At 69.8% G+C, this 23,138-nt stretch carries 22 protein-coding genes; 14 read left to right on the forward strand and 8 right to left on the reverse strand.

From position 1 onward, the window contains the following. Positions 1–47: 47 nt before the first annotated feature. Both KME78_RS25605 and KME78_RS25610 read left to right on the forward strand, forming a co-directional pair. Positions 48–1,022, forward strand: a complete 975-nt coding sequence (locus tag KME78_RS25605; protein WP_219531885.1) for an alpha/beta hydrolase — start codon at positions 48–50, stop codon at positions 1,020–1,022. Positions 1,023–1,178: 156 nt separating this feature from the next. Beyond that, complete coding sequence (locus KME78_RS25610; RefSeq protein ID WP_219531886.1) at positions 1,179–2,012, forward strand: siderophore-interacting protein; 834 nt, start codon at positions 1,179–1,181, stop codon at positions 2,010–2,012. 63 nt (positions 2,013–2,075) lie between these two features. Here the strand turns inward: KME78_RS25610 and KME78_RS25615 are convergent, their stop codons facing one another. After that, on the reverse strand, positions 2,076–2,534 hold the full coding sequence (locus KME78_RS25615) for a hypothetical protein (protein WP_219531887.1): 459 nt from the start codon (positions 2,532–2,534) through the stop codon (positions 2,076–2,078). A gap of 89 nt (positions 2,535–2,623) precedes the next feature. Between KME78_RS25615 and KME78_RS25620 the strand changes: the two genes are divergently transcribed. Together KME78_RS25620 and KME78_RS25625 are read left to right on the forward strand one after the other, a co-directional pair. Further along, positions 2,624–4,858 carry a serine/threonine protein kinase gene (locus KME78_RS25620; RefSeq protein ID WP_219531888.1) on the forward strand — a complete coding sequence of 745 codons (2,235 nt, stop codon included), beginning with the start codon at positions 2,624–2,626 and terminating at the stop codon, positions 4,856–4,858. A gap of 2 nt (positions 4,859–4,860) precedes the next feature. Then, positions 4,861–6,807, forward strand: a complete 1,947-nt coding sequence (locus tag KME78_RS25625) for a serine/threonine-protein kinase (RefSeq protein WP_219531889.1) — start codon at positions 4,861–4,863, stop codon at positions 6,805–6,807. Between the two features lie 93 nt (positions 6,808–6,900). Here KME78_RS25625 and KME78_RS25630 read toward each other — a convergent pair whose 3' ends face one another. Together KME78_RS25630 and KME78_RS25635 are read right to left on the reverse strand one after the other, a co-directional pair. Next, entirely contained in the window at positions 6,901–8,526 is a 1,626-nt protein-coding gene (locus tag KME78_RS25630) for a DHA2 family efflux MFS transporter permease subunit (RefSeq protein WP_219531890.1), read from the reverse strand. Between the two features lie 307 nt (positions 8,527–8,833). After that, the gene (locus KME78_RS25635) at positions 8,834–9,238 is read right to left on the reverse strand and encodes an ArsI/CadI family heavy metal resistance metalloenzyme (RefSeq protein WP_219531891.1); all 405 of its coding nucleotides are present in this window, start codon (positions 9,236–9,238) and stop codon (positions 8,834–8,836) included. A gap of 85 nt (positions 9,239–9,323) precedes the next feature. Here KME78_RS25635 and KME78_RS25640 point away from each other — a divergent pair, with 85 nt between their 5' ends. From KME78_RS25640 to KME78_RS25650, 3 genes are read left to right on the forward strand one after another with little or no spacing between them, the layout of a single operon-like run. Further along, a complete protein-coding gene (locus KME78_RS25640) occupies positions 9,324–9,707 on the forward strand; it encodes an ArsR/SmtB family transcription factor (protein WP_219531892.1) in 384 nt (127 codons plus the stop codon). After that, the gene (locus KME78_RS25645; RefSeq protein ID WP_219531893.1) at positions 9,704–10,432 is read left to right on the forward strand and encodes an aquaporin; all 729 of its coding nucleotides are present in this window, start codon (positions 9,704–9,706) and stop codon (positions 10,430–10,432) included. The genes KME78_RS25640 and KME78_RS25645 overlap by 4 nt, the downstream gene beginning before the upstream one ends. A gap of 8 nt (positions 10,433–10,440) precedes the next feature. After that, positions 10,441–10,878 carry an arsenate reductase ArsC gene (locus tag KME78_RS25650; RefSeq protein ID WP_308127132.1) on the forward strand — a complete coding sequence of 146 codons (438 nt, stop codon included), beginning with the start codon at positions 10,441–10,443 and terminating at the stop codon, positions 10,876–10,878. Between the two features lie 137 nt (positions 10,879–11,015). On the opposite strand, the gene KME78_RS25655 is transcribed toward KME78_RS25650, so the two are convergent. Beyond that, positions 11,016–11,189, reverse strand: a complete 174-nt coding sequence (locus tag KME78_RS25655) for a hypothetical protein (RefSeq protein WP_219531894.1) — start codon at positions 11,187–11,189, stop codon at positions 11,016–11,018. A 684-nt stretch (positions 11,190–11,873) separates the two neighbouring features. Beyond that, entirely contained in the window at positions 11,874–13,160 is a 1,287-nt protein-coding gene (gene aceA / locus KME78_RS25660; protein WP_219531895.1) for an isocitrate lyase, read from the reverse strand. 267 nt (positions 13,161–13,427) lie between these two features. Here aceA and KME78_RS25665 point away from each other — a divergent pair, with 267 nt between their 5' ends. From KME78_RS25665 to KME78_RS25685, 5 genes are all read left to right on the forward strand, one after another. Further along, positions 13,428–14,909: a helix-turn-helix domain-containing protein gene (locus tag KME78_RS25665; RefSeq protein ID WP_372454937.1), complete on the forward strand. Its 1,482-nt coding sequence runs from the start codon at positions 13,428–13,430 to the stop codon at positions 14,907–14,909. Between the two features lie 461 nt (positions 14,910–15,370). Further along, positions 15,371–15,652, forward strand: a complete 282-nt coding sequence (locus KME78_RS25670) for a metal-sensitive transcriptional regulator (protein ID WP_219531896.1) — start codon at positions 15,371–15,373, stop codon at positions 15,650–15,652. An 18-nt stretch (positions 15,653–15,670) separates the two neighbouring features. After that, positions 15,671–15,883: a heavy-metal-associated domain-containing protein gene (locus KME78_RS25675; RefSeq protein WP_219531897.1), complete on the forward strand. Its 213-nt coding sequence runs from the start codon at positions 15,671–15,673 to the stop codon at positions 15,881–15,883. After that, on the forward strand, positions 15,880–16,824 hold the full coding sequence (locus KME78_RS25680) for a DUF8832 domain-containing protein (RefSeq protein WP_219531898.1): 945 nt from the start codon (positions 15,880–15,882) through the stop codon (positions 16,822–16,824). The genes KME78_RS25675 and KME78_RS25680 overlap by 4 nt, the downstream gene beginning before the upstream one ends. Before the next feature lie 29 nt (positions 16,825–16,853). After that, the gene (locus KME78_RS25685) at positions 16,854–19,085 is read left to right on the forward strand and encodes a heavy metal translocating P-type ATPase (protein ID WP_219531899.1); all 2,232 of its coding nucleotides are present in this window, start codon (positions 16,854–16,856) and stop codon (positions 19,083–19,085) included. Between the two features lie 211 nt (positions 19,086–19,296). Here KME78_RS25685 and KME78_RS25690 read toward each other — a convergent pair whose 3' ends face one another. Further along, positions 19,297–19,884 carry a TetR/AcrR family transcriptional regulator gene (locus tag KME78_RS25690; RefSeq protein WP_219531900.1) on the reverse strand — a complete coding sequence of 196 codons (588 nt, stop codon included), beginning with the start codon at positions 19,882–19,884 and terminating at the stop codon, positions 19,297–19,299. A gap of 79 nt (positions 19,885–19,963) precedes the next feature. Between KME78_RS25690 and KME78_RS25695 the strand changes: the two genes are divergently transcribed. After that, positions 19,964–21,295 carry an MFS transporter gene (locus KME78_RS25695; RefSeq protein WP_219531901.1) on the forward strand — a complete coding sequence of 444 codons (1,332 nt, stop codon included), beginning with the start codon at positions 19,964–19,966 and terminating at the stop codon, positions 21,293–21,295. A gap of 136 nt (positions 21,296–21,431) precedes the next feature. Beyond that, complete coding sequence (locus KME78_RS25700; RefSeq protein WP_219531902.1) at positions 21,432–22,640, forward strand: acyl-CoA dehydrogenase family protein; 1,209 nt, start codon at positions 21,432–21,434, stop codon at positions 22,638–22,640. On the opposite strand, the gene KME78_RS25705 is transcribed toward KME78_RS25700, so the two are convergent. Next, on the reverse strand, positions 22,637–22,939 hold the full coding sequence (locus KME78_RS25705; RefSeq protein ID WP_246651845.1) for a cytochrome P450: 303 nt from the start codon (positions 22,937–22,939) through the stop codon (positions 22,637–22,639). The two genes, KME78_RS25700 and KME78_RS25705, sit on opposite strands and share 4 nt — an antisense overlap. Further along, complete coding sequence (locus KME78_RS25710; protein WP_219531903.1) at positions 22,936–23,085, reverse strand: hypothetical protein; 150 nt, start codon at positions 23,083–23,085, stop codon at positions 22,936–22,938. The genes KME78_RS25705 and KME78_RS25710 overlap by 4 nt, the downstream gene beginning before the upstream one ends. Positions 23,086–23,138 lie beyond the last annotated feature (53 nt).

The raw sequence follows: 23,138 nt of genomic DNA on the forward strand, positions 1-23,138 counted from the left end.
TGCGAGTAGAGCGATGTTCTAGGGGAAGGATATTCATCGGAGGACACATGGATCTGGACAGGGATGACACTCCCGACTACCCGCTGAGCTGGCAGGCTCGCGCGCTCACCGGTCTGATGCGCGGGACCCTCAAGCCGGCCTCGCACCTCCTGATGCGCCACCCCCTCACGATCGACTGCGCCGCCCGCATCGGCGATCTGGCCCGGCTGCTGCCGCTGCGCCCGCCCGGCCACGTGGACATCGAGCCGGCCGCCTTCTCGGCGTGCGGCGGGGAGTGGGTGCGCGCGGGCGCCGCTCCCGACGAGGGCAAGGTGCTGCTGTACTTTCACGGCGGCGGCTACTTCTCCTGCTCGCCCAGGACCCACCGGCCCATCACCTGGCGCCTGTCCGTCGCGGCCCGCCGCCCGGTGCTCGCCCTCGACTACCGCCAGGGGCCGGTCCACAAGCTGGCCGACTCCCTGAGTGACGCGCTGGAGGCCTACGACTGCTTACTGAACCGCGGGTACGCGCCCGAGGACGTCCTGTTCGGCGGCGACTCGGCGGGCGGGCATCTCACGCTGGCCACCCTGCTCGCGCTGCGCGACCGGGGCCTGCCGCTGCCGGCCGCGGCCGTCTGCCTGTCGCCCTGGGCCGACCTGACGGACCTGCCCAAGCGCGCGAACCGCTGGCAGGACCCCATGCTGGCGGCCGGCCGCATCCGCTGGCTGGCCCGGCGCTGGACCTCCGGCCTTGACCCGCGCGACCCCCTCGTGTCGCCCGTGCACGGCGACTTCACCGGCCTGCCGCCACTCATGATCGTCACCGGCTCGACGGAGGTGCTCCGGGACGAGGCGCGGCGCGTGGCGGTCAAGGCCAGGCGGGCGGGGGTGCCGGTGACGTACGAGGAGTGGCGGCGGATGCCGCACGTGTTTCCGATCCTGGCGGACGTACTGCCCGAGGGGCGGCTGGCCTTCCGGCACATGGCGCGCTTCTTCGCCGCGGTCGCCGCGGCCCGGTCGTCCTCGCTGGAGGACGCGGCCTGAGACCCCCCTTGATGCCCGGGGCTCTTGTGGTGATGCCATGCTGGGGAGATCGCGGCTGGTATCTCCTGAATGGTGCCTCGTCGCCGTGGCCGCTCACCTGCGGACCGGAGCATGACAGTGTAGGTTAGGCATACCTAATATTTCGAGGAGTGACCGATGGCTGACAAGCCCAGAGATCACCACCGCGGCGTCGTGGTCCGTACGGAGCGGATCTCGCCGCACATGATCCGCGTCGTGGTCGGTGGTGAGGATCTGCGTGACTTCGCCACCTCGGGTCTCACCGACCACTATGTCAAGCTCGTCTTCCCGCACGAGGGCGTCGACTACCCGGCTCCCTTCAACGTCCAGCACGTACGCGAGACCATGCCGCGGGAGGTCTGGCCGCGGCTGCGCACCTACACCGTGCGGGCCTGGGACCCCGACGCCCAGGAGATGACGCTGGACTTCGTCTACCACGGCGACGAGGGCATCGCCGGGCCGTGGGCCGCGCGGGCCGTGCCCGGCGACGAGCTGTTCATGCTGGGCCCCGGCGGCGGCTACGTGCCGAGCCCGGAGGCCGGCTGGCACCTGCTCGTCGGTGACGAGAGCGCGCTCCCGGCGATCGCGGCCTCGCTGGAGGCGCTGCCCGACGGCGCCCCCGCCCATGCCTTCATCGAGGTGGACGGGCCGGAGGAGGAGCAGAAGCTGCGGGTCGCCGGTGACACGCGGCTGGTCTGGCTGCACCGCGGCGGCGCGCCCGTCGGCGAGGCGCTGGTGAAGGCGGTGCGTGAGCTGGAGTTCCCCGAGGGCGACGTGCACGCGTTCGTCCACGGCGAGGCGGGGTTCGTCAAGGAGCTGCGGCGTCACCTCCGGGTCGATCGCAAGGTGCCGATGGAGCGGCTGTCGATCTCCGGCTACTGGCGGCTCGGGGCCGACGACGAGGGCTGGCGAGCCGTGAAGCGCGACTGGAACCGCCAGGTCGAAGCCGAGGAGGCCGCGGCGCTCGGCTAGGCCCGTCGTGGCGGGGTAGCGATGGTGAAACGCCACTTCAAGCCATCGAGCCACACCGCTTACTCACCTCAGGGACACGACCGCCTTACCTCTGATACCCCTTCCGACGGAGAATCGGCCCGCCGTGCAGCCGTACGAGAGCGTCGACTCCACGAGGCGCCCTGAGGCCATTCCGACGAGCGGCGTCTCGGCCACGGCGGGGGGCACCGTCGCAGGCACGGCGATCATCTCGCCGCCCCCGATGTCCGCCGGCCGGGTCCGGACGACCGCCCCGATCATCCTGCTCGACCCGTCACCCGACCAGAAAACCGACCGGAAGACCAGCTGGCATCCGCCGGCCACGTACGAACCGGACCCGGGTGGCTGCGCCAGTCCCGCGGCGAAGAGGCGCGGGAACGCGGCCAGGCGCGGCTGCCCGCTCCCGTCGGTGTCCATCACCACGATCCCGCAGGATGGCCCCGGCGAGTCACCGGGCCCGTCGATCACGCCATCGATGCCGGAAACACCCAGCGCGACGCTCACCTGATCTCTGGACAATCTCTGCAATTCCCGGCGACGAGTCACCATAATTGGTGATCTACGGTCTGGTTGTGCCAGGAGGAGAAATCCGGATGCCGGAATTCGAACCGCTGCGCGAGCAAGACCCCATCCAGGTGGGTGAGTACCGGCTGATCGGACGGCTGAGCCCGGACGTGTTCGTCGGACGGGTGGACCCTGACCCGGAAGAGGGCGCTTCGGAGCTCGTCGTGGTGAAGCTGCTGGACCCGGAGGTCGACCAGGAGCGCTTCCTGCGCATGATCGAGCCCTTCCAGGAGGTCTCCGCCTTCTGTACGGCCCAGGTGCTCGGGTCGGGGCTGCTGGATGACCGGCCGTACGTGGTGAGCGAGTACATCGACGGCCCCACGCTGGAGCAGGCGACCGCGGCGGGCACACGGCTGCGGAACGCGGCGCTGCACCGGCTCGCGGTCGGGACCGCGACCGCGCTGGTGGCCATCCACCAGGCGAACGTCGTACACGGCGACATCCGGCCCGGCAACGTGGTGCTCGGCCCTGGCGGGCCCCGGCTGATCAATTTCGGCATCGGCCGGGCGATGGCGGGCACGGCGTCCGCCACGACCCGCAAGGTGGACGTTCCCGCCTTCACCGCGCCCGAACGGCTCGGCGGGGCCGCCGCGGAACCGCCGGCCGACCTGTTCTCCTGGGCGGCGACGTTGGTGGCCGCGGCGTCCGGCCGCTCTCCCTTCGACGGCGGCTCGATGGCGGGCACGGTCAACCGGATCACCAACGGCGAGCCGGACCTGCCCGATCTCGGGGATCTGCGCGATCTGGTGGTGGCCTGCCTGGCGAAGGATCCCGCGCTGCGTCCCACGTCGAGCGACGTGCTGCTGCGGCTGGTCGGGGAGACCAACTTCCTGACCGCGCGGCTGCCGCCGCCGTCCGGGTTGCCGTACAACCTGCCGCCGCCACGATTACCGCCGGACTCGCAGCCGCCTCAGCCACCTCAGCCGCCTCTGTCGCCGGATTCGCCCCGGCGGTCACTGTCGCCCTCGATCCCGCCGGATTCGCCGTCAGCCGGGCAGGGCTCGCCAGTCGGACAGGGATCGCCGGTCGGACAGGGATCGCCGTTGGTCGGGCAGGGCTCCCCGGTCGGACAGGGCTCGTCGTCAGCCGGGCCGGATTCGCCGTCGGTCGGGCAGGATTCGGCCGGTGTCGCGGCCACTCTGCCGGTTCGGCGGGGTCGCGGGGTGCTGATCGCCGTGGTGGCGTTCGTCGCGGGGGCCCTGGTGTCCGGCGTCGGCGTCTACGCGCTGACCCGCCAGCCGATCGTGGTGGCCGCCGGCCCGTCCGCCCCTCGTCCGTCCGGGCCCGTCCGATCCGATGCCGGTACGAGCGTGCCCACCTCGGTCATCACCGCCGCGCCCCCGATCACCCCGAGCGTGACCAGCGCGCCGGTCGCCAGCGTCGCGCCCAAGGCCGACAAGGACGTCAAGCTCGCCGACATCGACGCCATCCTGCACGAGAACTCCGCCGACCCCGTACGGCTGTCCGCCTACCTCCAGGTCAAGAGGCCGTTCAAGGCGTTCGCCAGGGACCGGGCCGGCCAGTTCCAGGAGGTCGGCCTGGCCGAGGAGCCGCGCGTGTCACCCCTGGGCGACTGGGTGGCGCTCAACCCGTGGGTGAAGTTCCAGAGCTCCGACATGGATCACGTGCGGTTCACCAACCTGAACACCAAGGAGTCCTTCACCGTCAACACGGTGCAGAAACCCGCGCAGACCTGGCACGCCTCCTGGTCGCGGGACGGCGGGCGGGTGCTGCTGTCCATCACGAACGCCAAGCGGGACCGGATCACCGGCTTCGTGGTCGTCGACGTCCGGGCGCGGACGGCCACCGTCGTGAAGACGCAGTACACCGACGACAGCAGCCTGCCGTTCGCGTTCACCCCGGACGGCAAGATCGCCAGAGGCTACAGCAGCCCCAAGAGCAATGGCATCGAGACGTACGACATGTCGGGAAAAGTCACGCACAGCATGCACTGGGTGGGCAGGCCCCGCGACGTCTCCTGGTACTCCCCGTCGGGCAAGCAGTTCATGACGGTCTGCCCCACCGGCGAGGAGGTCTGCGTCTGGGATGCCACGACCGGTGACCGTAAGGCCACCGTGCCCTCCGTCAAGGACGGCTCCCTCCTGCTCGGCTGGTTCGACGAGGACCACATCCTGGTGCAGGAGGACGCCAAGAAGGGCCGGGCCCAGGTCAAGATCGTCGACTTCCTGGGCAAGGTCGAGCGGGTGCTCGTGGACCTCGCTCCGCACAACAGCGCCAGGCAGTTCGCGACCAAGGCTCCGTGACCATGGAACCACGCCCCTTGCTCACGGGCGATCCCGCCCAGGTGGGGTCGTACCGTGTCGCGGGTCGGCTCGGCCACGGCGGCCAGGGGGTCGTCTACCTCGGCGAGTCGGCCGACGGGGAGCGGGTCGCGATCAAGCTGCTGACGCGCGCGGCCGGGGAGGAGGACCGGGCCGGGTTCGCCAAGGAGATCGAACTCGCGCGGCGGGTCAAGGCGTTCTGCACGGCGACCGTGCTGGCGACCGGCGAGCTGAACGGCGTCCCGTACGTCGTCAGCGAGTACGTCGACGGCCCCTCACTCGCCAGGGTCCTGGCCGAGCGGGGCCCGCTGCGGCAGGCCGAACTGCGCCGGCTGGCGATCGGCAGCCTGACCGCGCTGGCCGCCATCCATCAGGCCGGTGTGGTGCACCGGGACCTCAAACCGGGCAACGTACTGCTCGGCGGGGACGGCCCCCGGGTGATCGACTTCGGTATCTCGCGGGCGCTGGACGCCAGCGAGCTGACCGGCGACCAACTGGTGGGCACCCCGCCGTACATGGCTCCCGAGCAGTTCGGCGGCGCCGGCTCCGGGCCGTCGGCGGACCTGTTCGCCTGGGCGGCCACGGTGGTGTGCGCGGCGACGGGCAAGCCGCCCTTCGGCTCGGGGGACCTGCCGTCCGTGCTCAACCGGATCCTGACCGCGGAACCGGACCTCGGCGATCTGCGGGGCGACCTGCGTGACCTGGTGGGCCGCTGCCTGGCCAAGGATCCCGCCGCCCGCCCGACGGCCGCTCGCGCGCTGCTCACCCTGCTCGGCCATCCGGTCCCGCCGCAGGTCCTGCTCACCGAGGGCACCAGATCCGCCGCCCCGCCCCCTGCCGCTTCGACGCCGGTTCCTGTCCGGCGCTTCGGGCGGCGGCTCGCGCGAGCCGGGGCGGGCGTCGTCGCGGTGCTGGTGGCTGCCGTCGCGGTGACCGTCACGGTCAAGCTCACCCGTACGACGACCGTGACCGGCACAGCAGGGACCGCCACCACCAGCCCGTTCGTGGAGCCGCCCGGCGCGGCGACGGTAGCCGAAGTGATGCCCACGACCGCGACGACCACGACGAAGATCCCCGGCACGAAGATCACGCTGCACGAGAACCCCGCCGACCCCATCTGGGCCAGCGCCGCCTACGGGTTCCTGCCGGGGAGCGACGGTTCTCCCGCCTACGTCCGCGACGCCAAGACCGGCAAATTCCAGTACTTCGGAAATTTCCAGCGGCCGACGGTTTCGCCGCACGGCACCTACGTGGCCGCCCTGTCCGTCACCACGCTGAGCCGTACCGACTACAACACGATCAGGCTGGTCACCACGGCCACCGGCGAGGACGTGGAGCTCCGCACCACCGACAAACCCGGTGACACGATCGGCGCGGTGTGGAACGAGGATGGCCGTCACCTGCTCATGACGATCTACACAGGCGCGACGGGCTCGCAGACCACGGCGGGGTTCGTGATCGTGGACGCCGCGACCAAGACCGTCCGATCGCGCCTGACGGCCGGAGGGGACAAGGCAGGCTACTTCTGGGGCCCGGACGCCTCGACGCTGATGCGCCAGGAGAGGGACGGCGCGATCAGTTTCGTCGGGCTGGACGGCACGGTGGTCCGCTCGTTCCGCGGTAAAGGCGTCCTTCGTACGAGTGCGGCCAGACTGCGCCTCGGCACGGTGTTCTCCACCACCTGCCCGGGCACGCGCGGAGACATCTGCCTGTGGGACGCGGTCACCGGCACCAGGAAGGCCGTCGTCCCGACAGGCGAGAACACCACCTTCAGCGGCTGGCTGGGGCGCGATCAATTCCTCGCCGTGGTCACCAAGGGTGGCACCAGCCGGGTGGTCCTGGCCGGCCTGGACGGCAAGACCAAGCGCGTCCTCGCCGAGGGGCCCGCGAAGCAGCTCAAGGCGATCACCGTCTGGTACAACTCGAAGTGATCGACACGCGCCTGGGGCGCTGACCAGCTCACCAATGTGGAAGCCCAACCCGATGGTCGCGGCCGTAAGACCGCGACCATCGTCATCGCTGGGTCAGTCCTGCGGTGCGGTTTCGGCTTGCCTCCTCTGAGCGGGATCGGTCGCCGGCTTCTGGTGCCGGCTGAACAGGAAGCAGAGCAGGGCGGCGGTCACCAGGACCAAGGCGCAAGCCACGAGGGTGGTGTGCATGGCGTTGACGAAGCCGGTGGCGAACGTGTCGGCGGTGACGCGTTCGTACAGGCTGGTCGTGGCGGGGTTCAGGCCACCGGGCGGGACAGGGGGACTGTAGTGCCGCGCGGCGGCGGCGCTGTCGTCGATGAACTGGGCGCGCAGACTCTCCGGCAGCTGACCGGCGCGCTGCTCAGCCTCGCCGCGCAGGGTCGAGGAGAGGCGGGCCGACAGCAGGGCGCCCAGCACGGCGGTGCCGAGGACGCCGCCGATCTGCCGGATGGTGCTGGACACGCCAGAGGCCGCCCCGGCCAGCCGGGGATCGACGCCGTGCATGGTGGCCTGCTGCAGCGGCGCGAACGTGGCGCCGCTGGCGATCCCGATGATCGTCAAACCGGGCAGCAGACTCCACGCGCCGCTCGTGGGACCGGTCATGGCGACCAGCACCAGCAGGCCGGCGGCCAGCAGTGTCATCCCGGCCATGAGGATGTACTTGCCGCCGAACCGGTCCGACAGCCGCCCGGCGTAAGCCGAGCCGACCGCGGTGAGCACGGCGCTCGGCACCATCATCAGGCCGGTCTCCAGCGCCGAGTACCCGCGCGCCATCTGCAGGTACAGCACCAACACGAACATGATGCCGATCATGCCGAGCTGGAAGACGAACCCGACCCCGTTGCCGACCGCGAAATCGCGCGCGCCGAACAGGGCCAGCGGCATGAGCGGCTCGTTCCGCTGCCGGTGCTGCCAGAGGACGAACACCGCCAGCAGCACGAGGCCCGCGACGATGACCGAGGCGATGCTGATCGGCCCGATGATGGTGCCCCACGCGTAACGTTCTCCCTCGATCAGGCCGAACACGACGCCGCTCAGCCCGGCGGTGGCCAGCGCGACGCCGATCACATCGAGCCGGTGCCGGCGGCCCGAGCGCATGGGCGGCGCGAAGGTCAGTGCCAGCACGGCGGTGATGATCCCGATGGGCACGTTGACGAAGAAGATCCAGCGCCAGCTGACGTGGGCGAGCAGGAAGCCGCCGGCAACCGGGCCGACGATCGGGGCGAAACCGACGATCGCCCCGAACAGGCCGAACGCGCGACCGCGCAACCGCGGCGGGAAGATCGTCAGGATCGACGAGATGACCTGCGGGAACAGCAGCGCTCCGCCCAGTCCCTGCAGCGCCCGGGCGGCCAGCAACTGGGTCGGTGAGTCGGACAGCCCGCACAGCGCCGAGGCGACGGTGAAGGTGATGATGCCGATCACGTACAACCGGCGGTAGCCGAAGATGTCGCCCAGCCGCCCGGTGGTGATCAGCGGCACCGAGAAGGCGAGCAGGTAGCCGTCGATGACCCACAGCACCTGGTCGTAGGAGGCGTTGATGCTGTGGATCAGCATGGGGACGGCCACGTTGACGATGGATCCGTCGAGTAACGACATGAAGAAGCCGACGCACATGATCGCGAGAACCAGCCACGGACGCTGCGTGGCCGGTTGTTCGGCGGTTTTGATTTCCGGCACTCCGGAGACCTCCCTGTGGGGAACCGTCTGCTGGGTGGTGACGCGGACCAGGCCGCTAACGGCAGAACACGGTTCTCGCAGGGGCTCGAAAAGCACCGGAAAGGTCGACACGCGTCGCCACCATCACAGGACACCCTTTTCCAGGATGTAGTGGGTGACTTCCACCTTCCCCGTGTCATAGGGACTCGGGTGAAGCTGGTTGGCGAGGCGGGAAGCCCAACGGTGAGAAGTCAGCTCGCAGCCTAACACACACAAGATCGCGGCCGAGCTGACCAGCTGACCGGGCCTGCGCCCGGCAACCCGGACATCAGCAGCAGGCCGAGCCGGTCTGCCTGGTCAGGGTGTCGGCGTCGGCCTTGACCACGTACACCTCCCACGGCTCGGCCCCCGGCCCGTGGACCCAGACCTTGTCCTGGAGCGCGTAGCAGCAGGAGGTGTCGTTCTCCTCGAACGTGGCCAGCCCGGCGTCCTTGAGACGCTGGGTGGCGGCCTCGACCTGAGCGGTGTCCTCGACCTCGACGCCCAGGTGGTCCATGCGGGTCGGCTCACCCTCCTCGCCTTCGATGAGCACCAGCTTGAGCGGGGGTTCGGCGATGGCGAAGTTGGCGTAGCCGGGCCGCAGCTTGGCCGGTTCGGTGCCGAACAGCTTGGTGTAGAAGGCGATCGAGCTCTCCAGGTCGGCGACGCGGAGGGCGAGCTGGACGCGGGACATGACGATCTCCCATCAGGGTTGTTTCGATGGATGTCTAAGTAGCTCGAGTTTGCGCCGCTGCTTAGGTATCTGTCAAATTAGAGATATGTCGAAGCAGGAGTTGCCGGTGCTGCCCTCGGAGTGCTGCGCGCCGCTGGTCGCCCAGCCGATCGGCGAGGACGAAGCGGCCGAGCTGGCGCGGGTGTTCAAGGCGCTGGGGGATCCGATCCGGGTACGGCTGCTGTCGCTGATCGGGGCGCACGAGGGCGGCCGCCAGGCGGGCGAGGGTGTGTGCGTGTGTGAGCTGACCGTCGCCTTCGCGGTGACCGCGCCGACGATCTCCCACCACCTCAAGGTGCTGCGCGAGGCCGGTCTGATCGACAGCCAGCGGCGCGGCACCTGGGTGTACTACTGGATCATCCCGGCCACGCTGGAGCGTCTGACCGGCGTGCTCGCCCTGCCCGAGACACTCACCCTGGGCGTCCGGTGAGCCTGGCACGCCGGGGGCTGGCCGAGTTCGCCGGCACCGCGGCGCTGGTCGCCGTGGTGGTCGGCTCCGGCATCATGGCGACCGGCCTGTCGCGCGACGTCGGCGTGCAGCTGCTGGCCAACAGCCTGGCCACCGCCGCGGGCCTGGCCGTGCTCATCGTGATCTGCGCCCCCGTGTCCGGCGCGCACTTCAACCCGGTCGTCTCCCTGGCGTCCTGGATCCTCACCCGCCGCGACGCCGCCCCGGCCCTGCGCGCTCGGGATCTGGCCGCCTACCTGCCCGCCCAGGCGGCCGGTGCCCTTGCCGGAGCAGTGCTGGCGAACGCGATGTTCGGGCTGCCGGCCGTCCAGATCTCGACCCGGGATCGCTCAACGCCGCACCTCCTGCTGGGCGAGGTGGTGGCCACCGCCGGGCTCATCGTGGTCGTCTTCGCTCTGGCCCGGCAGGGCCGCGCCACGCTGGCGCCAGTCTCGGTCGGCGGCTACATCGGCGCCGCCTACTGGTTCACCTCCAGTACGAGCTTCGCCAACCCCGCCGTCACACTCGGCAGGGCCGTCACCGACACCTTCGCCGGGATCGCGCCCGCCTCGGTGCCCGGCTTCATCGCCGCCCAGCTGGCTGGGGCCGCGCTCGGTGCTGTGCTGCTGGCCGCCCTGTATCCGAAGGCCGCGCTGCTCGTCCCCGACGGTGTACGTCAGGCGGCCGCCGCCGACCTGCCTCGATAGGAGAAACGGTGTCCGACCAGCACGACCAGCTGCCGCAGGTGTTGTTCGTCTGCGTGCACAACGCCGGCCGCTCCCAGATGGCCGCCGCCTTCCTCACCCACCTCGCAGGCGACCGCGTCCGGGTACGTTCGGCCGGATCCGCGCCCGCCAAGGCGGTGAACCCGGCCGTGATAGAGGCGATGGCCGAAGCCGGCATCGACCTCTCCGCCGAGACCCCCAAGGTGCTCACCGCCGACGCCGTCCAGGCCAGCGACGTGGTCATCACCATGGGCTGCGGCGACGCCTGTCCCATCTTCCCCGGCAAACGGTATGAGGACTGGGTGCTGGACGACCCCGCCGGGCAAGGGCTCGAGGCCGTGCGGCCGATCCGGGACGCGATCGAGGCCCGCGTACACGCCTTGATCGCCGATCTCACGCCAACTCCCGCCCGGCGGACGGAGGCGTGAGCGTCCTCGCGGACGTGCCAGGCACCGGCCGGTCATCGAGCCCCGTGCGTGCCGCCCACGCCGATCAGGTGCCGCGCCGTGTGAGGGGCGACGAGGAAGGCCCAGCCTAGAGAAAAGCTGGGCTCTTCCTTGTGCGTCTATGGGTGGCGGTTGAAACAGCCGAGCAGCCCCCACAGAACGGCGCCGCCGGCGGTGAGTCCGGTGAGGAGTGCGGCGGGCCACGTGGAGCCGTCCGCGAGCATGAGAGCGGTCGCGATGCTGGTGGAGGCTACTATCGCGAGCGCGATGAGAAGCGCGCGTTGCGTGTCCATAGGAACCAACTCCTATCCAACGAAGAACCCCATCCGAAGCAGGCTCCATGCGCGCGTTACGCAGTGGACGCCGTCCGGGGTGGATCCAGTAGGAGAAGGCCCTCTACCTCGCACGATACGGGGCCCTCACATACATGCCCACGATTTCGCGCAGTTTTGCCATTGGCGTGTCCCAGGGAAAACGGGTCTTACCGAGGCTGGACGCTCGGCATGCTCACGAGCAGGCCGAAGCGGTGATCAAGACACCGCCTGCCTGGTCGCCAGGTCAGCAGGCCCTGACTTCGTCGAGGTAGGACCCCCAGCCGTGCCGGAAGAAGAAAGTCTTGCCCGGCTTGAGCACCTTGCACTCGCTGTCGCCAGGTCGTGGCGCAGTCCGGGGCGCCGTCCAGGGCCGACTCGGTTGACGCTGAAGCGCCGTAGGCGGGCAGCGCGAGCAGAGCGACAGAGGTGAGCGCCGCCATCGCCGCGAGTCGGATCTTTCTGGTCATGCTCATCTTGCGGGTCCCTGCCTCGTTCGGAAATGTCCTGCAGACCGTAGGAGCGGGGACGTTGAAGGCAGGTTGAGGATGTGTTGACCTTGCCGCGCGCACGAAAGGGGGCCGCGCCAGGCCGGGGGGAGTCTGGCGCGGCCCTTCGCCGGGGAACCGTCCCATGCCCTGGAGGTGGCCGGCGAGATCAGCGGATCTAGTGGGCGAACTGCTCTTCCTCGGTGGAGCCGCGCAGCGCGGTCGTCGAGGAGTCGGGCGCGACGGCGGTGCTGATCAGGTCGAAGTAGCCGGTGCCGACCTCGCGCTGGTGGCGGGTCGCGGTGTAGCCGCGCGACTCGGCCGCGAACTCGGCCTCCTGCAGGTCGACGTACGCGGTCATGCCGTCGTTGGCGTACCCCTGCGCCAGGCTGAACATCGAGTAGTTCAGCGAATGGAATCCGGCCAGCGTGATGAACTGGAATTTGTACCCCATGTGCCCCAGCTCCCGCTGGAACTTGGCGATCGTGGAGTCGTCCAGGTGCTTCTTCCAGTTGAACGACGGCGAGCAGTTGTAGGCCAGCATCTGGTTCGGGTACTCGGCCTTGATCGCCTCGGCGAACTCGCGGGCCACGTCGAGGTCGGGTGTGCCGGTCTCCATCCAGAGCAGGTCGGAGTGCGGTGAGTAGGCCAGGCCGCGCGCGATGCACGACTTGACGCCGTTGCGGACCCGGTAGAAGCCCTCGGCGGTCCGCTCGCCGGTGGCGAACGCCTGGTCGCGGGGGTCCACGTCACTGGTCAGGAGCGTCGCGGCCTGGGCGTCGGTCCGCGCGATGATCAGAGACGGGACACCGGCCACGTCGGCGGCCAGGCGGGCGGCGTTCAGCGTCTTGACGTGCTGGCCGGTCGGGATCAGCACCTTTCCGCCCAGGTGACCGCACTTCTTCTCGGAGGCGAGCTGGTCCTCCCAGTGCACGCCCGCCGCACCCGCGGCGATCATGCCCTTCATGAGCTCGTACGCGTTCAGCACGCCGCCGAACCCCGCCTCGGCGTCCGCCACGATCGGCGCCAGCCAGTGCGGCCCGTCCTGGAGGCCCTCCGACCAGGTGATCTGGTCGGCACGCAGCAACGCGTTGTTGATCCGGCGCACGACGGCGGGCACGGAGTTCGCCGGGTAGAGGCTCTGGTCCGGGTAGGTCTGGCCGCCCAGGTTCGCGTCGGCCGCGACCTGCCAGCCGGACAGGTAGATGGCCTGCAGCCCGGCCTTCACCTGCTGGACCGCCTGGTTTCCGGTGAGCGCGCCGAGCGCGTGCACGTAGTCCTCGGTCTGCAGGAGGTTCCACAGCCGCTCGGCGCCGCGCCGGGCCAGCGTGTGCTCCTCCTGGACGCTTCCGCGCAGCCTGATCACGTCCTCGGCGCGGTACGTCCGTTCGACGCCCGCCCAGCGAGGGTCGCTGTCCCATTCATCCTGCAGCTGCTCAGCAGCTCCCTTGAGGCGATCGTTCATTTTTCACTCCTTTGTCGTCCCCTGGGGCCTGTGCCGAGTCTGTGCCCGAGCTGGTGGGGGCCAATAGCCTGATCCGGCCAGAAGAAGCGTCAAATTTCTGCTGAGATGAATACTTGCGGGTATTCAGTAGAGAATAAAAGCCAAGTTTTCCCGATGGACTAGACCAATGTCATGAGGCGGCGACTCGCCTCCGTGGCCCCCCGACACCTCCGGCCCCGGTCCTCCGATGTCTAGAAAATGGCTGGAATTTCTGTCTAAGATGCTCACATGGCGTCCTTGCTAGGCGAAGAACCGCTGTCTTTGACGCAGGAGCTTGATCTCATCGCGTTTGGGCAACGCCTTCGTCACCTGCGCAAACAGCGTGGCCTGACCCTTTCCGACCTGGGGTCGCGGGTCAGCAGGGCGCCCAGCCAGCTGTCGCTGCTGGAGAACGGCAAGCGCGAACCGAAGCTCACGCTGCTCAAATCCCTGGCGGCCGCGCTGGGCGTCCCCGTCGAGGAGCTGCTGCGCCGCCAGCCGCCGAACCGCCGCGCCCAGCTCGAGATCGCGCTGGAAGAGGCCCAGCGCGACCCGATCTACGCCAGCCTCGGCCTGCCCCGGCTCAAGGTCTCCGCGCGCGTGCCGAACGACGTCCTCGAACACCTCCTCGGCCTGTACGGCGAGCTACGCGCGAGGCAGGCACGGGGCACCGCCACCCCGGAAGAGGCCAGAGTCGCGAACGCCGAGCTGAGGCGCCGTCAACGCGAGGTCGGCAACTACTTTCCCGAGATCGAGAAGGCCGCCGCCGAGGCGCTGACCTCGGTCGGCTACCGCACCGGCGCCCTGTCGCAGAGCATGATCCAGGGCTTGGTCACCCATTTCGGCTTCACGGTGCACACCGCCCAAGATCTCCCCAGGTCCGTACGTTCCATCACCGATCTCCGCAACCGCCGCATCTACGTCAAGCACGAGCAACTCGGCATGCACACCCCCCGGACGATCCTGCTGCAGACCCTCGGCCACCTCGCGCTCGGCCACGGCAAGCCACGCGACTTCGCCGACTTCCTGCGCCAGCGCACCGAGGCCAACTACTTCGCCGCCGCCGTGCTCGTACCGGAGAAGACCGCCGCCCTCTACCTGCAGGAGGCCAAGTCGGACCGGGCGCTGTCGGTGGAGGACCTGCGTGACGTGTTCGCCGTGTCCTATGAGATGGCCGCCCACCGCTTCACGAACCTGGCCACCCACCACCTCGACCTGGTCTGCCACTTCGTCCGCAACGACGCGGGCGGCACGATCTACAAGGCGTACGAGAACGACGGGATCGTGTTCCCCGCCGACGAGCAGGGGGCGATCGAGGGGCAGCGGATGTGCCTGCAGTGGTCGGGGCGCCAGGTGTTCTCCTCGCCGGACCGGTTCTCGGTGTTCTACCAGTACTCGGATTCGCCCACGGGCACCTATTTCTGCGTCGCGCACGTGGACCCGTCGCGGGAGCGGGACTTCGCGATCACGCTCGGGGTGCCGTTCAGGGAATCGCGGTGGTTCCGGGGCAGGGAGACCACCAACCGCACCAAATCCAACTGCCCGACCGGCGACTGCTGCCGCCGCCCGCCCACCGAGCTGGCCGAACGCTGGGAGGGCTACGCCTGGCCGTCGGCCCGCGCCAACTCCCACGTCCTGGCCGCCCTGCCGCCGGGATCGTTCCCGGGGGTGGATGAGGCCGACGTCTACACCTTCCTGGAACGGCACGCGGCCGCGACCTCTTCTTCCTGACGTCGTCCTCGTTCGTCTGAGCGCTTGCGCGGCGCTGCCTCGGCGCTCGGCCGGATCGGGAGCCGGCCGACGTCCGCCGCGCCGCACCTCGGCCGGGCCGCTGTGCGGGAGTCGCCGTGGTCGGCGCATCCCGACAGCGGAGTGCCGGTATGCATTCGGCGATGCTTCGCCCTTGGGCTGATGAGATCGCCGCGCCTGACCGGCCGGCCGTGCCTGACCGGCGGCGGCCTGCTGGCCGGCCGCGTCTGACGGGCCGCGCGTGGCCGACTGCGCCTGATCTCGGCTCGCCTCCGTCTACCGTGATCCCGCCGCGATCCCGCCGCCGACCTGCGGGTCGCCCGGGGCCAGGTTGCCGGCTCGTCCCCGCATCCGCAGGCAGAGGCAGGCGCATGAGCCGCACTTTTGCATAGGGTAGGGGGGTATGGTAACTTCCATCGAAGAACAGGGGAGAGGAGAAGCGGATGGCCGGCTACACCCACAACAAGCAGGACCACCAGCTGCGCCTGCGCCGGGTCGAAGGCCAGGTGCGCGGCCTGCAGCGGATGGTCGAGGACGACAAATACTGCATCGACATCCTCACCCAGGTGTCGGCGGCCACCAGCGCGCTCCAGTCGTTCGCCCTCTCCCTGCTCGAAGAGCACCTGAATCACTGCGTCGCCGAGGCCACGCTCAAGGGCGGCCCCGAGGCCCAGGCCAAGGTCAAAGAGGCCAGTGACGCCATCGCCCGTCTTGTTCGTTCCTGACTTGAAAGGTTGATCGATATGAGCACCGCCACCTACACCGTCAAGGGCATGACCTGCGGCCACTGCGTCAGCTCGGTCAAAGAGGAGGTCGGCGAGGTCCCCGGCGTCACAGGCGTCGAGGTCGATCTGGCCACCGGGCTCCTGACCGTTGGAAGTGAGAGCCCGATCGACGAGGCGAAGATCGTCGCCGCGGTCGAGGAGGCCGGATACGAAGTGGCGATTCCCTCGTGAACGCCGCAGCCAAGCTCGGCACCTACGTCCTGGGGCTGGCCGTCATCTTCGGCGGCGCCCTGGGCGTGGGCAGCGCGGTCGGCGAAGTGGCCCCGGCTCCGGCGGAGGAGAGCCACAGTTCGGCTCACTCCACCGAGACGGCGGCCGTGGCGCCAGAGGATACCCCCGGAGGGCTCCAGATGTCCGAGAACGGCTACACCCTCACCCCGCTCACCGCGACGATCAAGCCCGGCGAGCCCACCGATTTCCAGTTCAAGGTGACCGGCCCCGGTGGCGGGCCGGTGACCGACTACCAGACCAAGCACGACAAGAAGCTGCACTTCATCGTGGTCTCCCGCGACCTGACGAGCTTCCAGCACGTGCACCCGGCCGAGGCCGGCGGCGGCGTCTGGACGATCAAGCTGACCCTGCCCGAGCCGGGCGCCTACCGGGCCTTCGCCGACTTCGCCCCCACGGGCGCCGAGGGGCTGACGCTGGGCACGGACGTGCTCGTCGCCGGTGACTACGCGCCCAAGGCGCTCCCGCCGGTCAGCCGTACGGCCACCGTGGACGGCTACACCGTCACCCTCGACGGCGACCTGACCCCCGGCCGGGCCAGCAAGCTCACCCTCAAGGTCAGCAAGGACGGCAAGCCGGTCACCGACCTGCAGCCCTACCTCGGCGCCTACGGCCACCTGGTCGCGCTGCGCGCCGGAGACCTGGCCTACCTGCACGTACACCCCGACGGCGCCCCCGGCGACGGCAAGACCGCCGCGGGTCCGGAGATAACCTTCTATGCCGAGGTGCCCAGTGGCGGCGCCTACCGGCTGTTCCTCGACTTCCAGCACGAGGGCACCGTACGGACCGCCGACTTCACCGCCAAGGCGGCCCCCGCCCCGGCGGGCACGCCGGCCCCCGCACCGGCGACCACCGCACCAGCGACCACCCACGGCGAACACTGACCAGGACGCGACACGAGAAAGGAGAGGTGATGTCTCCCCTCACCGATGACCGGCCACACAACGCGGTCGAACTCTCGATCGGTGGCATGACCTGCGCGTCCTGCGCCAACCGGATCGAGCGCAAGCTCAACAAGATGGACGGCGTGACGGCGACGGTCAACTACGCGACGGAGAAGGCGAAAGTCACGTTCTCCAGCGACGTCGACGCGCAGCAGCTCATCTCGGAAGTGGAGAAGGCCGGCTACACCGCCGCGCTACCCGCACCACCCAAGACCGATGCGGAGACCGCCGACCAGGAGCCGCAGGACGAGCTCCGGCCGCTGCGCAACCGCTTGATCACCTCAGTGGTGCTGTCCGTGCCGGTGATCGCGATGGCGATGATCCCGCCGCTGCAGTTCACGAACTGGCAGTGGCTGTCGCTGACGCTGGCCGCGCCGGTGGTGGTCTACGCGGGCTGGCCGTTCCACAAGGCCGCCTGGACCAACCTGCGGCACGGTGCCGCCACGATGGACACGCTGATCTCGGTCGGCACCATCGCCGCGCTCGGCTGGTCGCTGTGGGCGCTGTTCTTCGGTACGGCCGGGACCCCCGGCATGACGCATCCCTTCGAGTTCACGATTCAGCGCACCGACGGCTCCGGCAACATCTACCTCGAGGCCGCCGCGGGGGTGACCGCGTTCATCCTGGCCGGCCGCTACTTCGAGGCGCGCTCCAAGCGCCGCGCCGGAGCGGCCCTGCGCGCCCTGCTGGAACTGGGCGCCAAGGAGGTCTCGGTGCTGCGCGACGGCGTCGAGATCCGCATTCCCGCCGACCAGCTCCAGACGGGCGACACGTTCGTCGTGCGGCCCGGCGAGAAGATCGCCACCGACGGCGTGATCGAGGAGGGCGCCTCGGCCGTCGACGCCTCGATGCTGACCGGCGAGTCGGTGCCGGTGGAGGTACGGCCCGGCGACGCGGTCACCGGTGCCACCGTGAACGCGGGCGGCCGGCTCGTGGTCCGTGCGACTCGGGTCGGCGCCGACACTCAGCTCGCCCAGATGGCCAAGCTGGTAGAGGAAGCCCAGACCGGCAAGGCGCAGGTCCAGCGGCTGGCCGACCGCATCTCCGGCATCTTCGTGCCCATCGTGATCGGCCTCGCGGTCGCCACCCTGGGCTTCTGGCTCGGCACCGGGGGCGGGGCCGGGGCGGCGTTCACCGCGGCGGTGGCCGTGCTGATCATCGCCTGCCCGTGCGCCCTCGGCCTGGCCACCCCGACGGCGCTGCTGGTCGGCACCGGCAGGGGCGCCCAGCTCGGCATCCTGATCAAGGGGCCAGAGGTGCTCGAATCCACCCGCCGGATCGACACGATCGTGCTGGACAAGACCGGCACGGTCACCGAGGGCAAGATGACCCTCACCAGCGTGCACCTGGCCGACGGCGAGAACCGCGACGAGGTCCTCAGACTCGCCGGCGCGCTGGAGCACGCCTCCGAGCACCCGATCGCCCAGGCCATCGCCAGGGCGGCCGGCTCCGACGCCGTCGTCGAGGACTTCGCCAACATCGAGGGTCTCGGCGTGCAGGGCATCGTGGACGGGCACGCGGTGCTGGTCGGCCGCCCGAAGCTGCTCACGGAATGGTCGCAGCACCTGCCCGTCGAGCTGGAACGCGAGCTGGCCGACGAGCAGGCCGCGGGTCGCACGGCGGTGGCGGTGGGCTGGGACGGTCAGGCGCGCGCGGTGCTCGTGGTGGCGGACGTGGTCAAGCCGACCAGCAAGGAGGCCATCGGGCAACTGCGTGGCCTGGGCCTGACGCCGGTGCTGCTGACCGGTGACAACGAGGCGGTGGCCAGGACGGTCGCGGCCGAGGTGGGCATCGACGAGGTCATCGCGGAGGTGCTGCCCGCCGACAAGGTGGACGTGGTCAAGCGGCTGCAGACCGAGGGCAAGGTGGTGGCCATGGTCGGCGACGGCGTCAACGACGCCGCCGCACTGGCCCAGGCCGATCTCGGGCTGGCGATGGGCACCGGCACGGATGCCGCGATCGAGGCCTCCGATCTGACGCTGGTCCGCGGCGACCTGCGGGTGGCGGCCGACGCCCTCCGGCTGTCGCGCAGGACGCTCGGCACGATCAAGGGCAACCTGTTCTGGGCGTTCGCCTACAACGTGGCCGCTCTGCCGCTGGCCGCGCTCGGCCTGCTCAACCCGATGATCGCCGGAGCCGCGATGGCGTTCTCCAGCGTCTTCGTGGTCAGCAACAGCCTGCGGCTGCGCCGCTTCAGGTAACGACGGTCGAAGGTGGCCGGGGGTGTTCGCCTCCGGCCACTTCGGCGTTTGCGGGCTTTCTGCCGTCTTGTTGCGGCGCCCGGCCCTGTGCGGGCTCAGCGGCCGTATTCCTGGAGGCCCTCAGCCCCGGTCGGCGGGTGGGTCTTCCCGGGCTTGCCGTACAGGAGAAATGTCGTTGAAAACCGCGCGGGCCTTATGACACCCGCGGCCCTTAAGAATGGGGATCTGCCAGGGCGGCGGCTTGGTCTCGTAGGGCACGCTGGGTCTCGGGGGAGTCTGCGTCGTCGCCCAGCATGATGCGCGCGAGCTGCGGCATCATCGACTGGAACAACGCCAGCCCCGTCAGCAGGAACAACCTGCGCGCCGTCGCCGCGTCCGGCTCCTCGCCCCGGGCCTCGGCGAGTGAGGCCGTCTTGCGCGCGCAGCGCGCGACGCGGGCCTCCTGACCGGGCAGCAGGTCCTGGCCGCGGTAGTTGAGCGCCTCCCACATCAGCAGGCGCACCAGGTCGGGGTGCTCGCGGTAGTAGTCGGTCAGCCTGGCCACGTAGTCGGCCGGGTCGGCGCCCGGCAGCGCGATCTGCGCGGTCAGGTCGTCGAGCGCCTCGGTGATGACCGCGTCGAACAGCTTCTCCTTGTTGCCGAAATGGCCGTAGATGCGCTCCTTGTTGACGCCTGCGCGCTCGGCGATGCGATCCACGCGGGCGCCCGCGATGCCGTACGCGGCGAACTCCTCCCGCGCGGCCTCCAGGAGAGCGGCCCGGGTGGCGGCGGTCGAGACCTTGGGTGCCATGAGGTCCATCTTGCCACCACCAACTGGTTGGTTGTAACCCAACTGTCTGGTTGACATCCAACTAGTTGGTTGGCTACCGTCCCGGCACATGACGATTTCCTCTCCTCGTAAGGCTCGCGGCCGGCGCGTCGGCCGCAAAGGTCCGCGTCCGGCATCCACGATCCGTGATGGGGCGACGGCTCCCGCTTCTTGCCATGGCACGTGGAATCCGCACAATCGCGAGCAGCGGACGGCGGCCGCCGGTGTCGCGGCGTTCGGGCGGACGATGGTGGCCTTCGTGCTCACCGCCGTCCTGGTCAGCGGTCAGTTGTACGTCGTGATCCCGCTCCTGCACGACATAGCGGCCGGTTGGGGCGCATCCACCAGTGCCCTGACCTGGCTGGTCACCGCCTTCGGCATCGGGTATGGGGTTGGTTTCCTGGTGTTCGGTCCGTTGTCCGACCGGTTCGGGCGCAGGCGACTGCTCATGCTGGGCCTGCCGCTGGCCGCCGTCGCCACCGCGCTGGTGGCGCTGAGCCCCTCTCCGGAGGTGGCCTTCGTGCTGCGGGCGGTGCAGGGAGTGGTCGTGGCGATGTTCCCGCCGGCGGGTATGGCGTACCTGGTCGAGCGCATCGAGCCGAGGCGCAGGGTGGTGGCGATCGCCGCGGTGACCGGCGCGTTCCTCGCCTCGGCCGTACTCCTGCAGGTGGCCGCGCAGGTGCTGGTGGAGGTGATCGGCTGGCGGGGCCTGTTCGGGCTGTCGGCGGCCGGGTTCGCGCTGGCCGCGCTCGGCTTGCGGGGCGTCATGCTGCCCGACCTGCCCGGTGAGGGGACGGGGTCGCTGCTGTCGGTGTACCGGTCGGTGCCGGGGTTGCTGTTCGACCGGGTGCTGCTGCTGCGGTATGTCGCGACGGTCGTGTTGATGGTTGGCTTCGTGGCCGTCTACACCGGATTGCAGATCTACGGCATGGCGACGCCGCGCGAACTGCTCCTGCTGCGCGCCGGCGGCCTTCCCTCGATCGTGCTCGTGCCGCTGCTCATGCCCTGGCTGGGCCGGGTCTCGGCGACCACGCGGGCGGTGTCGCTGCTGTTCGCGGGGGCCGTCGCGCTGGCCGTCGTCGGCTGGACGGCCGCCGCCGCGCTGGGCCTGGTGCTCCTGCTCGCCGTCTATGTCGCCTCGATCACGGGTGGACTGCCGAGCCTCAATGAAGCGGTCTCCGCGCGGGCGGGGCGAGCGCGTGGCACGGCTCTGGCGCTGTTCTCCTTCGCGCTCGCCGTCGGTGGCAGCGTCGGTCCGCAGGTCGCCGCCGCGTTCGGTGGGTTCGGCCCGCTCATGTACGGCCTGTCGATCGCGATGGTTCTGGCCGCCGTCGCCGTACTGGCCTCGACCCTGCCCGGACGCCCGGCCGCAGCAGAGGCGGCGGCCGTGCACGGACGCTGACGGTAGCGGGCGTCAGCGGGGGCGCCGACTGGCTTCCGGTGGGAGCTACTGGCCGGTAGGGTGTTACCAACGGTAACGGCCTGCGCGCCGTACCGGCGTCAGGCGCCTTTAACGCGATATTTTAGGGAGTAGCAATATGGGCGGCTTCAGTCCGGAGTTGAGCGACGACGTCGCCGAGGTGCGCGACTGGGTGCACGACTTCGCCCTCGACGTGATCCGCCCGGCAGGCGCGGAGTGGGACGAACGCGAGGAGACCCCCTGGCCCGTCATCCAGGAGGCCGCCAAGATCGGCCTGTACTCGCTCGACTTCTTCGCCACCCAGTGGTTCGAGGAGAGCGGCCTCGCGCTGCCGGTGGCGTTTGAGGAGATCTTCTGGGGTGACGCGGGCATCGGCCTGTCCATCGTCGGCACCGGCCTGGCCGCCGCCGCCCTGTCCGCGAACGGCACTCCGGAGCAGCTGGGGGAGTGGTTGCCGCAGATGTTCGGCACGGAGAACGACGTCAAGCTCGGCGCCTTCTGCGCCTCGGAGCCGGACGCGGGTTCGGACGTCGGGTCGATCCGTACCCGCGCCGTGTACTCCGGCGGCGACTGGGTCCTGAACGGCGTCAAGACCTGGGCCACCAACGGCGGCATCGCGAACGTCCACGTCGTGGTCGCCTCGGTGGAACCGTCACTGGGCACCCGAGGCCAGGCCACCTTCGTCATCCCGCCCGGCACTCCCGGCCTGTCGATGGGGCAGAAGTTCCGCAAACACGGCATCCGCGCCTCTCACACCGCCGAGGTCGTCCTGGACAACGTTCGCATCCCCGGCTCCTGCCTCCTGGGCGGCAAGGACAAGCTCGACGCCCGCCTCGCCCGCGTACGCAACGGCGAACGCGCCGGTGAGCAGGGGGCGATGCGGACGTTCGAAACCACCCGCCCCTCGGTGGCCGCCATGGCGGTCGGCATCGCACGGGCCGCCTTCGAGTACGCCAGGGACTACGCGCGGGAACGCGAGCAGTTCGGCCGCAAGATCGGCGAGAACCAGGCGATCGCCTTCCTCCTCGCCGACATGGCGACCCGCGTGGACATGGCCCGGCTGCTGACGTGGCGTGCGGCGTGGATGGCCCGGAACGGCAAGCAGTTCGAGCAGGCGGAGGGCTCGATGTCGAAGCTGGTGGCGGGGGAGACGGCGGTCTGGGTGACGGAGCAGGCGATCCAGATCCTGGGCGGGGCGGGGTATACGAGGGAGCATCCGGTGGAGCGCTTCCACCGAGATGCCAAGATCTACACGATTTTCGAGGGGACGTCGGAGATCCAGCGACTGATCATCGGCCGCGCGGTGACTGGCTTGCAGGTTCGCTAAAAATGTCCGAATCGGGTTGCCGGTCGTGGCGTCAGATGCATGCGGATCCCGTCCGCGGCCCACAGCACGAACCGTTCGACGGGGACGACGTCGTGTCCGGAGACCGGCTGGAAGCGGAATCTTCTCAGGAGGATCGCCAGCACCAGTTCGGCCTCCACCATGGCCAGGCTCGCACCTTCGCAACTGCGCGGCCCGAGGCCGAACGGGATGTAGGCGTAGCGAGGTCGGCCCGCGACCTGGTCGGGGGTGAAACGGCCAGGGTTGAAGGTCTCGGGGTCGGGCCAGTATCGCGGGTTCATGTGGACGGCCCAGAACGGATAGAAGATGGTACGACCGGCCCGTATTCGGCGTGCAGCCGCAGTTGGTAGGCGTGCAGGCCGCCCGCGGTGGCGATGTCCTGCAGCCCGCCGTCACCTCGTACGGCCGGTCCTGGAATCAGCGGCACGTTTCCTCCATGGACACACGGATCTCTTCCACGTATCTCTCGGAAGCGGCTGC

Origin of the sequence: Nonomuraea guangzhouensis, assembly GCF_019396345.1 — a bacterium.
Taxonomy (GTDB): domain Bacteria; phylum Actinomycetota; class Actinomycetes; order Streptosporangiales; family Streptosporangiaceae; genus Nonomuraea; species Nonomuraea guangzhouensis.

Bases quoted from the DNA above. Each gene is read 5' to 3' on its own strand.
- KME78_RS25625 (WP_219531889.1), top strand. From the start codon at position 4,861: ATGGAACCACGCCCCTTGCTCACGGGCGATCCCGCCCAGGTGGGGTCG.
- KME78_RS25700 (WP_219531902.1), top strand. From the start codon at position 21,432: ATGGGCGGCTTCAGTCCGGAGTTGAGCGACGACGTCGCCGAGGTGCGC.
- KME78_RS25610 (WP_219531886.1), top strand. From the start codon at position 1,179: ATGGCTGACAAGCCCAGAGATCACCACCGCGGCGTCGTGGTCCGTACG.
- KME78_RS25685 (WP_219531899.1), top strand. From the start codon at position 16,854: ATGTCTCCCCTCACCGATGACCGGCCACACAACGCGGTCGAACTCTCG.
- aceA (WP_219531895.1), bottom strand. From the start codon at position 13,160: ATGAACGATCGCCTCAAGGGAGCTGCTGAGCAGCTGCAGGATGAATGG.
- KME78_RS25635 (WP_219531891.1), bottom strand. From the start codon at position 9,238: ATGTCCCGCGTCCAGCTCGCCCTCCGCGTCGCCGACCTGGAGAGCTCG.
- KME78_RS25675 (WP_219531897.1), top strand. From the start codon at position 15,671: ATGAGCACCGCCACCTACACCGTCAAGGGCATGACCTGCGGCCACTGC.
- KME78_RS25690 (WP_219531900.1), bottom strand. From the start codon at position 19,884: ATGGACCTCATGGCACCCAAGGTCTCGACCGCCGCCACCCGGGCCGCT.
- KME78_RS25640 (WP_219531892.1), top strand. From the start codon at position 9,324: ATGTCGAAGCAGGAGTTGCCGGTGCTGCCCTCGGAGTGCTGCGCGCCG.
- KME78_RS25655 (WP_219531894.1), bottom strand. From the start codon at position 11,189: ATGGACACGCAACGCGCGCTTCTCATCGCGCTCGCGATAGTAGCCTCC.
- KME78_RS25670 (WP_219531896.1), top strand. From the start codon at position 15,371: ATGGCCGGCTACACCCACAACAAGCAGGACCACCAGCTGCGCCTGCGC.
- KME78_RS25605 (WP_219531885.1), top strand. From the start codon at position 48: ATGGATCTGGACAGGGATGACACTCCCGACTACCCGCTGAGCTGGCAG.
- KME78_RS25620 (WP_219531888.1), top strand. From the start codon at position 2,624: ATGCCGGAATTCGAACCGCTGCGCGAGCAAGACCCCATCCAGGTGGGT.
- KME78_RS25695 (WP_219531901.1), top strand. From the start codon at position 19,964: ATGACGATTTCCTCTCCTCGTAAGGCTCGCGGCCGGCGCGTCGGCCGC.
- KME78_RS25665 (WP_372454937.1), top strand. From the start codon at position 13,428: ATGGCGTCCTTGCTAGGCGAAGAACCGCTGTCTTTGACGCAGGAGCTT.
- KME78_RS25705 (WP_246651845.1), bottom strand. From the start codon at position 22,939: ATGAACCCGCGATACTGGCCCGACCCCGAGACCTTCAACCCTGGCCGT.